Genomic DNA, 12366 nt, shown 5'->3' on the forward strand with positions numbered 1-12366 from the left:
TTCCCCGGAGGGATGTGGGCGGCGGCCCGTCGTGACAGGCTGACTCGCATCATGGACACCACCCAGCCAGAGCCGACGAGCGGTCCGCCCGCGGCTCCACCGCGGGCACCCGAGCCGCCCGCACCCCCGCCGACGCAGTCGGCGCCGACCGCTCGCCCTGCGCCGCGCACCCGGCCCGCCGCACGGCAGTGGCCGAAGCTGACGCTCGCGCGCGCGAAGTCGACGCCGCGCGATCCCGAGCGCCTGTTCATCGCGTGGCTCTGGGTGGCGACGTCCCTGCTCGCGCTCGTGCTGTTCGTCGTCTCGGTGCCGCTCGCCGCGACGATCTACGGGGTGCACCTCCTCGCCGCGTTCGGCACGGGCCTCGCGCTCGCGATCCCGCTGCCGCTCGCGATGCGATTCCCGAAGACGGCCGTCGTGATCGCGACGACCGGCATCCTCGTGTTCGCGCTGCTCTCCGCGGGCTCCGAGGGAGCACCGTGGCCGTGGCCCGTGACGACGATCATCGGCCAGACCGCGCTGCTGTTCGTGCTCGGCCTGCTGGGCATGAGCTGGCGGGGCATGTGCATCGCCTGGTTCGCGGGCGTCGCCGTGACGCTGCCGTTCGCGTTCGCCGACGCCGGTGCGACGGCGAACGAGATCGCGGCCGCCTCGCTCACCGCGATCGCACTGCCGGTCGCCCTGCTCGTCGCGCAGTGGCGGGTGATCGCCGGAGAGCTGTTCCGCGAGCGCGCCGTCTCGGCCGCCGAGCAGGAGCGCCGGGTGCTCGTCGAGGAGCGCAACCGCATCGCCCGCGAACTCCACGACGTCGTCGCGCACGGCCTCTCGATCATCCATGTGCAGGCGACGAGCGCGCCGTACCGGGTGGAAGGGCTGAGCGACGCGGCGCGGACCGAGTTCGCCGAGATCGCCGACTCGGCGCGCAACGCGATGACCGAGATGCGGCAGCTGCTGAGCGTCCTCCGCAGCGCGGAGGCCGAGGCCGAGACCGCGCCCCAGCCGGGTCTCGGCGAGCTGCCGGCCCTCGTCGGCTCGGTCGAGCGCGCGGGGGTTCCGGTGACCCTCGACCTCGATGCCGCCCTCCCTTCCGGCGGTCTCGCCGGCACCGCCGCCTACCGGATCGTGCAGGAGGCGCTGAGCAACGTCGTGCGGCATGCGCCCGGCGCTGCGACGCACGTGTCGGTCGAACTGCTCGGCGACGACCTCGTCGTCGCCGTCGAGAACGAACCGCCGCCGGCTCCGGCCGAGGGCGAGCCGGCAGGGGGCGCGGAGCCGGCCGAGCGCACGGGCGGCGGGCACGGTCTCGTCGGCATCGACGAGCGCGCCGCCCTCCTGGGCGGGCGTGCCGAACACGGCCCCCGGCCCGGCGGCGGATACCGTGTACTCGCGACCCTTCCACTCGGGTCGGACGGAGGCGAATGGTGACGATCTCAGTGCTCATCGCCGACGACCAGGCGATGGTCCGTGCCGGTTTCGCGGCCGTGCTCGGCGCGCAGCCCGGCATCGAGGTCGTGGGCCAGGCGGCCGACGGGGTCGAGGCCGTGTCGCTCGCGCACGAGCTGCGCCCCGACGTCGTGCTGATGGACGTGCGCATGCCGCAGCAGAACGGCATCGAGGCGACCCGTGCCCTGCAGACCCCGCCCCGCAGCTCCGACTACGTGCCGCGGGTGCTCATGCTCACGACCTTCGACATCGACGAGTACGTCTACGACGCACTGCGGGCGGGTGCGAGCGGCTTTCTGCTGAAGGATGCCACGCCCGACGAACTCGTGCACGCCGTCCGCGTCGTCGCGGGCGGCGACGCCCTGCTGGCACCGAGCGTGACCCGCCGGCTGATCGAGGACTTCGCCCGTTCCGGCCCACCTCCGAAGCCCACCGGCAACCGCCTCGCCGAGCTCACCGAGCGCGAGCTCGAGGTGCTGACCCTCGTCGGTCGCGGCATGTCGAACTCCGAGATCGCGGCGGCGCTCTTCATCGCCGAGCAGACCGTGAAGACGCACGTCTCGAAGATCCTGCAGAAGCTCGGCCTGCGCGACCGCGTGCACGCCGTGGTGCTCGCGTACGACACCGGCCTCGTCTCTCCCTCCGCGGGCTGACGGTTCGTCCCGGGTCAGTACCGGGGTACCGCCCGTGAACCCCCGGGGTACCGCCCGTGAACCCCTCGCCGGGGTGATGCCGCCCCCGCGGCCGCGTTCGTAGCCTCTCGCCATGAGCGAGACACTCGAACGCCCGCGGGTCGCGGCCCGCCCCGAGACATCCGTTCGCGAACGCACCGATGCGCGACGAGATGTCAGCGTCGACGCGATCCGCGTGGTGCTGCTCGCCGTCGTGTTCGCGCTGCACGCGATGATGGTCGGGGTGAGCGTCGGCCCCGGCGGGCCGGTGCTCGAGAACGCCCTCGAGCAGCAGGCCTGGTTCGGCCCGGTGAGCTGGGTCGTGCAGATCATGCCGCTGTTCTTCATCGTCGGCGGGTTCTCGAGCATCACGCATTGGCGGTCGATGCGCGCCCGCGGCGCATCGGCGGCGGAGTACGTGCGCGCCCGCATCGCTCGGCTCGTGCGCCCCGCGATCGCCCTGGTCGCGGTCGTCGCGGTCGCGCTCGTCGTGCTGACGATCGCGGGCGTGCCGGCCGACGTCGTCGGCACCGCGGGGTTCCGCATCGGGCAGCCGCTGTGGTTCCTCGCCGTCTACCTCGGGATCTCCGCGCTCGTGCCGATGCTCGTGCGCCTGCACGAACGGGCGCCCGTGCTCGCCCCGCTCGCGATGCTCGGCGGCGTGGTCGCCGTCGATCTGCTGCGCCTCTCGACGGGCATCGAGCCGATCGGCTACCTCAATCTGCTCTTCGTCTGGCTGCTCGTGCACCAGCTCGGATTCCATCTCGCCGACGGCGCACTCGACGGCCTCGCCCGTCGCGCACTGAGGGGCCTCGCCGGTGCATCGCTGCTGCTGCTCGCCGTGCTCACGACCACCGGGCCGTACCCGGTCGACCTGTTCGTCAACCTCAACCCGCCGACGCTCTGCCTCGTCGTGCTCGGCGTCGCGCAGCTCGCGCTGTTCCAGCTCGCGCGACCGCGCATCCGCGCCTGGGTGATCGAGCGGGATGCCTCGCGCAGGGTCTCGTTCGCGGGTGAACGCGCCATGACCGTCTACCTCTGGCACATGCCCGTGCTCGTGGGGCTCGCGGGTGCGGCGCTCGCCGCGAACGCCGCATTCGGGATGCCGTTGCCCGAGCCGCTCAGCGCCGGATGGTGGGCGACTCGTCCGATCTGGCTCGCGGTCGCCGCGATCGCCGTGGCGGCGGTCGTGCTCGTGTTCGCCCGGTTCGAGCGGGCCGGAGCGCGGCGGGAGCGGGACGGCGGGGCCGATGCGCGCGGCGGGGCCGATGCGCGCGCCGGCGCCGCGACGACGGCGCTCGAGGCAGGCTGCGCCGTGGGCGGCGTCGTGGTGCTGCTCGTCGCCGGTTTCGCCCCATGGCCGGCGGCCTTCGCGCTGACCCTGCTGGTCCTCGCGCTCACCGGCCCGCGGTTGCGGTCGTGGCTCGGGCGGCGGGTCCGCACGGCTCTCGATGTGCAGAACTCAGGATGCCTCGCGCGACGCGCCGCACGCAGGGCGCTCAGGACGGCGTGGCGCCCCGAGTCATCCTGAATTCTGCACGTGGGCCGACGGCTGCCCGTGCCGGCCGACTCCCGGCGACCGGCCGAAGCGGCGCCTCAGCGCCCGGTGCCGTCGGCCCGTCGACGCAGCTCGCGGATCTTCAGTCGCACGGCCGAGTGCAGGTAGAACAGGCCGAGCGCGAGGTACACGATCTGCCGGATCGCGAAGCCGAGCACGTCGTCCGCCGGCAGGTAGGCGGCGAGCGGCATGAAGTTGATCGTCGCGAAACCGATGCCGAAGCCGAAGTAGGCCGTGATCGCGAAGCTCGCCGTCGGACGGTACGTCGCCTGCCACCACGGCCGCGACGGGTCGAGCTCCTCCTCTTCGGAGCGGAGGCACCGCGCGAGCATGATCCACCAGGCAGCTTCGAGCGCGACCTGCGTGATCGTCCCTCCGAGTCCGGCGCCCGAGAGTGCCGCGATGACGGCGAGCAGCACGCCACCCGTGACGAGCACGAAGAGGACCTTCAGTGAAGCCCGTCGCACCCGGAGCGGGTTCAGCTGGTAGGCCTGCGCCCGGTCCGGTCGTGGGGCGTCGTACATGGCTGCGGCTCCGGTCTGTCGTTCGGCTTCGGTCGCGTGGGCGTCGGTCGCGTGCGGCGGTGGCCGTCGGGATATCTTCGCCCACGAGCGCCACACTGTCGAACGCACCCGACATGCAACCCCTCCCCATCAGGGCGCCGCGCGCCCTATGCTCGGCACCGCCCCGATCGGAGACCCCGCATGCCCGACCACGACTCACCCGTGCGGATGTCGCGCGAGGACTGGCGGATCGTCCTCACCCGCACCGTGCACGAGTACCGGATCAACCAGGTGCAGGACATCGCGGCGGCCCTCACCTTCTACGCCCTGCTCGCGAGCCTGCCCGGGCTGCTCGCGGCGCTCGCGGCGGTCGGTGTCTTCGGGAGCGCCGAGAAGGCAGTCGGCGTGTTCCTCGACGTCGTCGGCGAACTCGGCGGCGACGACGTGGTCGCGGCCCTGCGCACTCCCCTCCAGCAGTTGCTGGATGCCTCGCACGCGGGCCTCGCCTTCGCGACCGGCCTGATCGGCCTGCTCTGGGCGACCTCGGGCTACATCGGCTCGCTGGGTCGCGGCATGAACCGCATCTACGAGGTCGAGGAGGGGCGACCGTTCTGGGCGATGCGCCCGGCGATGCTCGCGGTCTCGGCGGTCGTCGTGGTGCTCGCGGTGCTCGCCGGGCTCGGGCTCGTGGTGTCGGGGCCGGTCGCAGAGGCCCTCGCCCGGGTGATGGGCCTCGACGAGGGCGTGGCCTTCTGGTGGGACCTCGGCAAGATCCCGGTGCTCGCGGCGATCGCGATCGCGCTCATCGCGGTGCTGTACTGGGCGGCCCCGAACGTGCGTCGCCGGCACCTGCGCTGGTTCAGCGTGGGCGCCCTCGGCGCGCTCGCCGCCTGGGCGGTCGTCACCGCGCTCTTCGGGCTGTACGTCTTCGGCGTCGGCTCGTTTCAGCGCACCTACGGCGCCCTGGGGGCCGCGATCGCGTTCCTCCTCTGGGTGTGGCTGTCGAACCTCGCGCTGCTGTTCGGCGGGGTGCTCGACACCGAGGTCGAGCGGGTGCGCCAGTTGCGGGCCGGGATCATCGCCGAGGAACGGGTGCAGCTGCCGCTCCGCGACGAGCGGATGATCGCGAAGAACCGCGAGCAGCGCCAACGCGATGTGCAGGCCTCGCGGCACCTGCGACTCGAGGACTGAACGCGCATCCCTGCCCAGCGCACCGCTTTCGCGCCCTCCACGCCGGTTGAAGTGGCGCGGGCGATGCCGACGTGGCGCGCCGAGCACGCGCGGGCTCCGCGCGCGACGCTGACGTGCGTGCGCATGCGGGTGCGGGCGCGGTCAGGCGACGAGCGCGACCCCCGCGAGCGCGATGCCGCCGACGACGACGGTCGACGCGCCGGCGAGGGCGAACGGGCGCACCCCGACGCGCTTGAACATGCTGAAGCGCACGCCGGTGCCGAGCGCGAACATCGCCGCGGCGAGCAGGATCGTCTGCGCGACGCCCGCGCCGGCGACGACGGCGGGCGGCACGACGCCGAGTGAGCGGATCGCGACCATCACGATGAAGCCGACGACGAAGAGCGGAACGAGCGGGGGCTGCTTCGCGGTTCGACGGCGGCCCGAGGCATCCGCACCGCCGTCGACCTCGGCCTTCGCGAGCGCGCGACGTCGCTGGAGCCCGATGACGGCCATCACGGGGGCGAGCATGAGCACCCGCGCGAGTTTGACGACGACGGCGACGCCGAGCGCGGTGCCGCCGAGGGCCCCGCCGACCGCGACGACCTGCGCGACCTCGTGGATGGACCCGCCCGCCCACATCCCGGCCTGGCGATCGTCGAGCCCGATGAGTCCCGCGACGAAGGGCACGAGCGGGATCATGAGCGTGCCGAAGATGACGACCAGCGCGACGGCGGTGACGACCTCCTCCTCGTCGGCGTCGACCACGCCGTCGACGGCGGCGACCGCGGCCGCACCGCAGATCGAGAAGCCGCAGGCGATGAGCAGGCGCTGCGTCGCGCCGATGCCGAGCCAGCGGCCGATGAGGAGGGTCGCGCCGATGCCGCCGGCGACGATCGCGATGACGACGGCGATCATGCCGGGCCCGAGCGCGAGGATGTCGCCGAGCACGAGTTGCAGGCCCAGCAGCACGATCCCGAGGCGGAGCAGCGGCTTCGCCGCGAACGCGAGCCCGGGCTCGAGCCGCGGCGAGAGCGGCACGAGGTTGCGCAGGAGCACCCCGAGCACGATCGCCGTGAGCAGCGCGCTGAGTGTGGGCAGGACGAGGGTCGCGGCGAGCGCGAGACCAGCGGCGGCGGCGCAGAGCGCCAGGCCGGGGGCGAGCAGCCGGATCCGGCTGCCCAGGCGCTCGGCGAGTGGGCGCTTCGGCAGTGGTGCGGGGTGGAGCATTCCTCCACCATTGCAGTGGCGTTCGGTGCGCAGTAGCCGTCATTCCGGCATTGAGGCATATCATGCAGATATGCCCTCCCGTTGGCCGGAGCTGCCCGTGCTCGAACTGCTCGCCGCAATCGGCACGCACGGCAGTCTCGGTGCCGCCGCCCGCGCCGTCGGCATGGCGCAGCCCAATGCGAGCCGCTCGCTCGCGAACCTCGAACGCAACCTCGGACTCACGCTCGTCGAACGCCACCCCCGCGGATCGCGGCTCACCGCCGACGGACTCGTCGTCGCCGAACTCGCCGGCCGACTCGTCGACGGCGTCGCCGAACTCCTCGCGACCTCCACGGCGCTGCGCGAACGCCACGAGGCCCGGCTCGACCTCGCGGCGAGCCTCACCGTCGCCGAGTACCTGCTGCCCGCCTGGATCGCCGGGCTCCGGCACGCGCACCCTGACCTCGACGTCAGGGTGCGCGTCGAGAACTCGGCCCAGGTGTTCGAACTGCTCGCCGCCCGCGAGATCGAGCTCGGCTTCGTCGAATCCCCCTCGACCCCGCGTGGCGCACACAGCCGTACCGTCGCACGCGACCGGCTCGTGGTCGTCGTCGACCCCGCACACCCGTGGACGAGGCGCACCCACATCACCCCCGGCGAACTCGCGTCGACACCGCTCGTCACACGCGAGTCGGGGTCGGGCACCCGCTCCACGCTCGCGGAGGCGCTCGGCCCGGCCGCGAGCAGGGAGGCGCGCGTGCTCGCGGCTCCCGCGATGGTGCTCTCGAGCAACGCCGCCGTGCTCATCTCGGCGGCGTCCGGCGCCGGCCCCGCGGTGCTCAGCGAGCTCGCCGCGCGACCGTGGATCGCCCGCGGCGAGCTCGTCGAGGTGCCGGTCGAAGGACTCGACCTCGGGCGACGGCTCCGTGCCGTGTGGCGCACCGGCGAGCCGCTGTCGGCGCCGGCAGGGGCCCTGCTCGGCCAATTGGGCGGCTGAGGGGCTCGACCGCCGGAGCGGCTCGGGAGCGGGCAGCGGGGCTGGGGAGCGGGCAGCGGGGCTGAGCGGCTACCGCACGTCGCGCCGCAGCGGCACGGCGACCGCGACCACCGCAGCGACGGCCGCATACCCGAAAAGGACGAGGGCGCCGATCGCGGGCGAGGTCGCGACGGGCATCGAGATCGGGATCTGCTCGCCGATCGCCTCGCTGAGGAAGGTGAAGTCGGTCAGCGCCGCCGTCGCACCGCCGGGGAGGAACGGGTGGATGACGTTGACCCCGGGGATGAGGAGCAGCACGTGCTCGAGGAAGTAGAAGTAGCCGAGCACGATGCCGACCGCGAGCAGCTGGTTGCGGGCGAGCGCACCGATCGCGACGCCGAGCACCGAGTAGACGGCGGCGGCCAGTGCGAGCTGCGCGAGCATCACGGCGAGTGCACCCAGCGGCACGCCGAGCGAGACTCCGCGCATTGCGGCGGCGGCGAGGAGCGCCCCCGCGGTTCCGACGGCGGCGACGGCGCCGTAGGCGAGCCCGAGCCCGCCGAACACGAGCAGCTTCGCGACGAGCACCCGACCTCTCCGCGGAACGGTGAGGAACGTCGTGCCGATCGTTCGATGGCGGTATTCGCCCGTGACGGCGACCGTGCCGATGAGGGCCGGCACGAACAGCAGCAGTCCGCCCATGCCGACGACGAGGCCGACGCCCTCGGCCGTTTCGACGCCCGGCAGCGGCGGGGTCGAGTCTCCGGGCCCGACGAGCGCGAGCAGTGCGGTGAACCCGAAGCCGCACGCGAACGCCGTGAGCAGGGCGGCGAGCGGCAGACGGGTCGCGAGCAGTTTGGCGAGTTCGCCTCGAACGAGTGCGATCACGGGTGCACCTCCATGGTGTGGGCGAGGAACGCGGCCTCGAGGTTCGCGGCGGAGCCGGTGAAGTCGTCGAGCGGGCCCGACCAGGCGACCCGGCCCCGGTCGATGAGCACGAGGTCGTCGATGCCGTGCTGGAGCTCGGTGAGCACGTGACTCGAGAGCAGCACGGTGCCGCCGCGCGCCGCGAAGGCGCGGAGGAACTCGCGCAGCCACACGATGCCCGCCGGGTCGAGGCCGTTCGAGGGTTCGTCGAGCACGAGCACCGACGGGGCGCCGAGCAGCGCCGTCGCGAGCGCGAGACGGCGACGCATGCCGGTGGAGTACCCGCGGATGCGCCGGTCGAGGTAGTCGCCGATGCCCGTCGTCGCCGCGACCTCGTCGACGCGGGCGATCGGGTGCCCGCCGAGCTCTGCGTACGCCCGGAGGTGACCGCGGCCGGTCATCGAGGGGTGCGCGCCGGCCGTGTCGAGCACCGCTCCCACGGTGCCGCTCGCATCGGCGAGCTCGCGATAGGAGGCGCCGCCGATTCGCGCGGTGCCCGTATCGGGCCGCGTCAGCCCCAGCAGCATGGCGAGCGTCGTCGACTTGCCCGCGCCGTTGGGGCCGAGGAATCCGGTGATGCGCCCGGGCTCGGCGCGGAAGCTCGCCTCGCGCACGGCCTCGACGTCGCCGAAGCGCTTCGACAGCCCGGTGACCTCGATCGCGGTGGGGTTCATGGGGGACACCCTTCGGTGGGATACTTCGTTCAGGAATTGAGAATGTTCTCATCATGAGAATAATGGAGGGAGCGACCCGTGCGCAAGGTCTCGCCGATCGCCGACGTCGTCATGCACCCGGTTCGGCTGCGGATCATCCAGCAGCTCGGCGACGGTCGACGGGTCACGACCTCCGACCTCCGCAGCGCCCTGCCCGACGTCCCGCAGGCGACCCTCTACCGTCACGTCGCCGCGCTCGTCGACGCCGCTCTCATCGCGGTCGTCGACGAGCGGCGCATCCGGGGCGCGGTCGAACGCACCTTCGCTCTCGGCGAGCGCATGGCCCACGTCGACCACGACGAACTCCGCGAGATGGGCGACCGCGAACTGCAGCAGTCGTTCCTCACCTTCCTCGCCCATCTCGGCGAGGACTTCGATCGCGCCTCGGCCGGCCCCGGCTTCCGCGAGTTCCTCGGCTTCGGACAGGTGCGGCTGCACGTCGGCGCCGACGACCTCGCCCGTATCCAGGCCGGCCTCGGCGAACTGCTCGCGCCCTATCTGACGCCGCCCGACGGCTCGGATGCCACCACCGACCGCCGCACGGTCATGCTCTCGACCGTGCTCATGCCCGACCCGGCCGATCGGCCCGCAGAAGGACCCGCCGAACGAGCAGGGCGCAGCGGGCCGGCCTGATCACCGGTCGGCGCCGGTCACGAACACGAAACATCCTCGAACTACACTCGACAGTCGGCGCGCTCACCCCGCAGCGCCTCCCCTGCCCGCTTCCCCCGCCACAAGCGCCCGGAACCCGAGGAATTCACGCATGTCCGAACCCATCACCGTCTCGATCCGCCGCGAGGTCGACCCCGCGCACATCGCCGAGGCGACCGCCTGGGTGCAGACGGGCGTCAACCTCGCGAACAAGTACCCGGGCTTCCTCGGCTCGGGCTGGGTGCGCGCGGGCGAGTCGTCGCAGGTCTGGCACATGCTCTACCGCTTCGCGAGCGAAGAGGCCCTCGAGGCCTGGGAGCGCTCGGGCGAGCGCACCCGGTGGCTGTCGATGGGCGAGGGATTCGTGCGCTCCGAGCGAAGCAGGCGACGCACGGGCATCGAGGGCTGGTTCGACGACCCGGCGACCGGGTCGATTCCTGCGGCGGATGCCACGGGCGCTCCCCTCGACGAGGCATCCCCGCCGCCCGCACCGCCGCGGTGGAAGCAGGCCGTCACGATCTGGCTCGGCTTCTTCCCCGTGAACCTCGCGTTCTCGTACCTCGTGTCACCGGTGCCGGGCTTCGGCGAGCTGCCGATCTGGCTGCGCGCGCTCGTGACCACGCTCATCCTCACGCCGATCATGACCTACTGGGTGCTGCCCTGGGTCACGCGCGTACTGCACCGCTGGCTCACGCCGCGCGCGGCGGCCGAGTAACGAGCGCAGCGAGCGGGGCGCCTTCCGCTCCCGCCGCGTCGGGGCTTCGCTGGTCGGGCTTGCAGGATGAGCGGGCCGGCGCACCTCCTCTCGGCGGTGCCGACCGGATGATCCTGCAACTCGCCCGCCGCCGGGGGCGACCCCGCTCGCGCCTTCGTTGCGCCCGGGCGAGCCGGGTTCGCCACGGAGGCTCAGTCGCCCCAGGGCATCGGCTTCTCCGGCAGGCGCGCCGAGTCGTCGGGCAGGTGCGGCAACTCGGAGCCGCCCGCCCTGATGCAGAGCCAGCGCAGCTGCTCGGTGCCGTCGGGCGCGCAGCGCCAGGTACGGGCGACGCCCTGCCCGACCCGCACCACGGAGCCGGGCCCGACCGCGACCACCTCGTCGTCGAGGCCCATCTGTCCGCGCCCCGAAAGGAACACATAGAGCTCCTCGATGCGCGAGTGGGTGTGCCAGTAGCCGGCCTGCTCGCCCGGTTCGAGTGCGTTCGCAGTGAGGCCGATGTATTGCATGGCGAGGTCGTGGTCGACGACCCGCCGCCCGTCGCGCGAGCTGTCGGGGCGAAAACCGCCGTAGTGCGAACGCCACTCGTCAGGCGCCCCGATGTCTGCAACCTCGTATGCCGTCATGCCGCCACGCTACCGGCCCCCGCGAGCCCACGGCCCACGGAGAACCGCCCACGCCCGTCGACATCCGGACACTTTCTGGCGACTCGGCGGGCGGGCACCGAGCACCCCTCGGCCAGTCGCCGAAATCCGCGCTTCCCCGAGCCGTTTCCGACACTTTCTGGCGACTCGGCGGATTAGGCAGGGCGGGACGAGACGAGACGAGACGGGACGGGCCGGGCGGGCCGGGACGGGACGAGCGGGACGGCTCAGCGGGCGGCGCCGATACGACGCGACAGCTCGCCCGCCGCGGCGCGCACGGCCGCGGCGATCTCGTCGGCGCGCGCCGCGGCATCCGAATCGCCCCGAAACGTGACCGCGATCGCGGCGGCCGGCCAGCCGACGTGATCGAGCACGACCGCACCGACTGAGGCGAGCCCTTCGGTGACCTCGCCGTCCTCGGCGGCCCATCCTGCCTCGCGCACCCGCTCCAGCACCTGCTTGAGGCGGCCGTACCGCCACTCGCCCGCATCGCTCGGCGCTCCGCGCCAGGCGAACGCACCTCGGTCGGGGTAGAGCGCGCGCAGCTGCGCGGGAGGCAGCGCCGCGAGCATCGCCCGGCCGGTCGCGGTGAGGTGCGCGGGCAGGCGCACCCCGACGTCGGTGACGAGCGAGGGGCGGCGCGGGGCGCGCTCCTCGACGAGGTAGAGCACATCGCGGCCGTGCAGCACAGCGAGATGACCGCTCTCGCCGAGGCGATCGACGAGGCCCGCGACGAGCGGTCCGCCGAGGCGGGCCAGCGGCTGCTGCCTGCTGAATCCGCTCGACAGCTCGAACGCCGCGATGCCGAGGCCGTAGCGCCGCTCCTCGGGCAGGTGCACGACGAAGCCGCGCTCCTGCATGACCGCGAGCAGGTGGTACACGGTCGACCGCGGCAGCTCGAGCGCCTGCGCGATGGTCGCGGCGGGTACCGGGCCGCGCTGCGCGGCGAGGTGCGCGAGGATCGCGAGCGTCTGGTCGGCCGCCGGCACCTTCGAGGTCGCCGGGCGGGTCGCCGCCGCGCCGACCGCGCCGACCGCACCGCTCGCACCGTCCGCATCGAGGTGACGCTCGCGGTCGGTCTGGGAGTTCGATTCCGACATCGTCTGCCATCTCGTTCGGGATCCGGTTCCACCAGCGTACGCCGGTCTGGCATCCCAGACGGATGTCACCGCGAACCACTCCCGCA

At 73.0% G+C, this 12366-nt stretch carries 13 protein-coding genes; 7 read left to right on the forward strand and 6 right to left on the reverse strand.

All coding sequences use genetic code 11. From position 1 onward, the window contains the following. Positions 1 to 51: 51 nt before the first annotated feature. The 3 genes from H516_RS18515 (at position 52) to H516_RS18520 (ending at position 3645) form a co-directional block, all read left to right on the forward strand. Positions 52 to 1425: a sensor histidine kinase gene (locus H516_RS18515; RefSeq protein ID WP_022888705.1), complete on the forward strand. Its 1374-nt coding sequence runs from the start codon at positions 52 to 54 to the stop codon at positions 1423 to 1425. Beyond that, on the forward strand, positions 1422 to 2096 hold the full coding sequence (locus H516_RS0105440) for a response regulator (RefSeq protein WP_026378464.1): 675 nt from the start codon (positions 1422 to 1424) through the stop codon (positions 2094 to 2096). The genes H516_RS18515 and H516_RS0105440 overlap by 4 nt, the downstream gene beginning before the upstream one ends. A 112-nt stretch (positions 2097 to 2208) precedes the next feature. After that, positions 2209 to 3645, forward strand: coding sequence for an acyltransferase family protein (locus H516_RS18520; protein ID WP_022888707.1), 1437 nt, complete (start codon positions 2209 to 2211; stop codon positions 3643 to 3645). A 65-nt stretch (positions 3646 to 3710) separates the two neighbouring features. Here H516_RS18520 and H516_RS0105450 read toward each other — a convergent pair whose 3' ends face one another. Beyond that, on the reverse strand, positions 3711 to 4196 hold the full coding sequence (locus H516_RS0105450; RefSeq protein ID WP_022888708.1) for a hypothetical protein: 486 nt from the start codon (positions 4194 to 4196) through the stop codon (positions 3711 to 3713). Between the two features lie 180 nt (positions 4197 to 4376). On the opposite strand from H516_RS0105450, the gene H516_RS18525 reads away from it, so the two are divergent. After that, on the forward strand, positions 4377 to 5366 hold the full coding sequence (locus H516_RS18525) for a YihY/virulence factor BrkB family protein (protein WP_022888709.1): 990 nt from the start codon (positions 4377 to 4379) through the stop codon (positions 5364 to 5366). A gap of 141 nt (positions 5367 to 5507) precedes the next feature. On the opposite strand, the gene H516_RS0105460 is transcribed toward H516_RS18525, so the two are convergent. Beyond that, positions 5508 to 6575: a YeiH family protein gene (locus H516_RS0105460; protein ID WP_022888710.1), complete on the reverse strand. Its 1068-nt coding sequence runs from the start codon at positions 6573 to 6575 to the stop codon at positions 5508 to 5510. A 70-nt stretch (positions 6576 to 6645) separates the two neighbouring features. On the opposite strand from H516_RS0105460, the gene H516_RS0105465 reads away from it, so the two are divergent. Further along, positions 6646 to 7551 carry a LysR family transcriptional regulator gene (locus H516_RS0105465; RefSeq protein ID WP_022888711.1) on the forward strand — a complete coding sequence of 302 codons (906 nt, stop codon included), beginning with the start codon at positions 6646 to 6648 and terminating at the stop codon, positions 7549 to 7551. A gap of 69 nt (positions 7552 to 7620) precedes the next feature. Here H516_RS0105465 and H516_RS0105470 read toward each other — a convergent pair whose 3' ends face one another. Together H516_RS0105470 and H516_RS0105475 are read right to left on the reverse strand one after the other, a co-directional pair. Then, a complete protein-coding gene (locus tag H516_RS0105470) occupies positions 7621 to 8418 on the reverse strand; it encodes an ABC transporter permease (protein WP_022888712.1) in 798 nt (265 codons plus the stop codon). After that, complete coding sequence (locus H516_RS0105475) at positions 8415 to 9131, reverse strand: ABC transporter ATP-binding protein (protein WP_022888713.1); 717 nt, start codon at positions 9129 to 9131, stop codon at positions 8415 to 8417. Before H516_RS0105475 ends, H516_RS0105470 begins: the two co-directional genes overlap by 4 nt. Before the next feature lie 78 nt (positions 9132 to 9209). On the opposite strand from H516_RS0105475, the gene H516_RS18530 reads away from it, so the two are divergent. Further along, positions 9210 to 9803 carry a helix-turn-helix domain-containing protein gene (locus H516_RS18530; RefSeq protein WP_022888714.1) on the forward strand — a complete coding sequence of 198 codons (594 nt, stop codon included), beginning with the start codon at positions 9210 to 9212 and terminating at the stop codon, positions 9801 to 9803. Positions 9804 to 9933: 130 nt separating this feature from the next. Then, complete coding sequence (locus tag H516_RS0105485; RefSeq protein ID WP_022888715.1) at positions 9934 to 10536, forward strand: antibiotic biosynthesis monooxygenase; 603 nt, start codon at positions 9934 to 9936, stop codon at positions 10534 to 10536. A 191-nt stretch (positions 10537 to 10727) separates the two neighbouring features. Here the strand turns inward: H516_RS0105485 and H516_RS0105490 are convergent, their stop codons facing one another. Beyond that, positions 10728 to 11162, reverse strand: a complete 435-nt coding sequence (locus H516_RS0105490) for a cupin domain-containing protein (protein WP_022888716.1) — start codon at positions 11160 to 11162, stop codon at positions 10728 to 10730. Positions 11163 to 11407: 245 nt separating this feature from the next. Continuing rightward, on the reverse strand, positions 11408 to 12280 hold the full coding sequence (locus H516_RS0105495; RefSeq protein ID WP_022888717.1) for an IclR family transcriptional regulator: 873 nt from the start codon (positions 12278 to 12280) through the stop codon (positions 11408 to 11410). Positions 12281 to 12366 lie beyond the last annotated feature (86 nt).

Source organism: Agromyces italicus DSM 16388 (genome assembly GCF_000421545.1).
GTDB lineage: Bacteria > Actinomycetota > Actinomycetes > Actinomycetales > Microbacteriaceae > Agromyces > Agromyces italicus.

Coding starts and splice junctions, on each gene's coding strand:
- H516_RS18520 (WP_022888707.1), top strand. CDS start 2,209: ATGAGCGAGACACTCGAACGCCCGCGGGTCGCGGCCCGCCCCGAGACA.
- H516_RS0105460 (WP_022888710.1), bottom strand. CDS start 6,575: ATGCTCCACCCCGCACCACTGCCGAAGCGCCCACTCGCCGAGCGCCTG.
- H516_RS0105475 (WP_022888713.1), bottom strand. CDS start 9,131: ATGAACCCCACCGCGATCGAGGTCACCGGGCTGTCGAAGCGCTTCGGC.
- H516_RS0105465 (WP_022888711.1), top strand. CDS start 6,646: ATGCCCTCCCGTTGGCCGGAGCTGCCCGTGCTCGAACTGCTCGCCGCA.
- H516_RS0105450 (WP_022888708.1), bottom strand. CDS start 4,196: ATGTACGACGCCCCACGACCGGACCGGGCGCAGGCCTACCAGCTGAAC.
- H516_RS0105495 (WP_022888717.1), bottom strand. CDS start 12,280: ATGTCGGAATCGAACTCCCAGACCGACCGCGAGCGTCACCTCGATGCG.
- H516_RS0105485 (WP_022888715.1), top strand. CDS start 9,934: ATGTCCGAACCCATCACCGTCTCGATCCGCCGCGAGGTCGACCCCGCG.
- H516_RS18515 (WP_022888705.1), top strand. CDS start 52: ATGGACACCACCCAGCCAGAGCCGACGAGCGGTCCGCCCGCGGCTCCA.
- H516_RS0105490 (WP_022888716.1), bottom strand. CDS start 11,162: ATGACGGCATACGAGGTTGCAGACATCGGGGCGCCTGACGAGTGGCGT.
- H516_RS18525 (WP_022888709.1), top strand. CDS start 4,377: ATGCCCGACCACGACTCACCCGTGCGGATGTCGCGCGAGGACTGGCGG.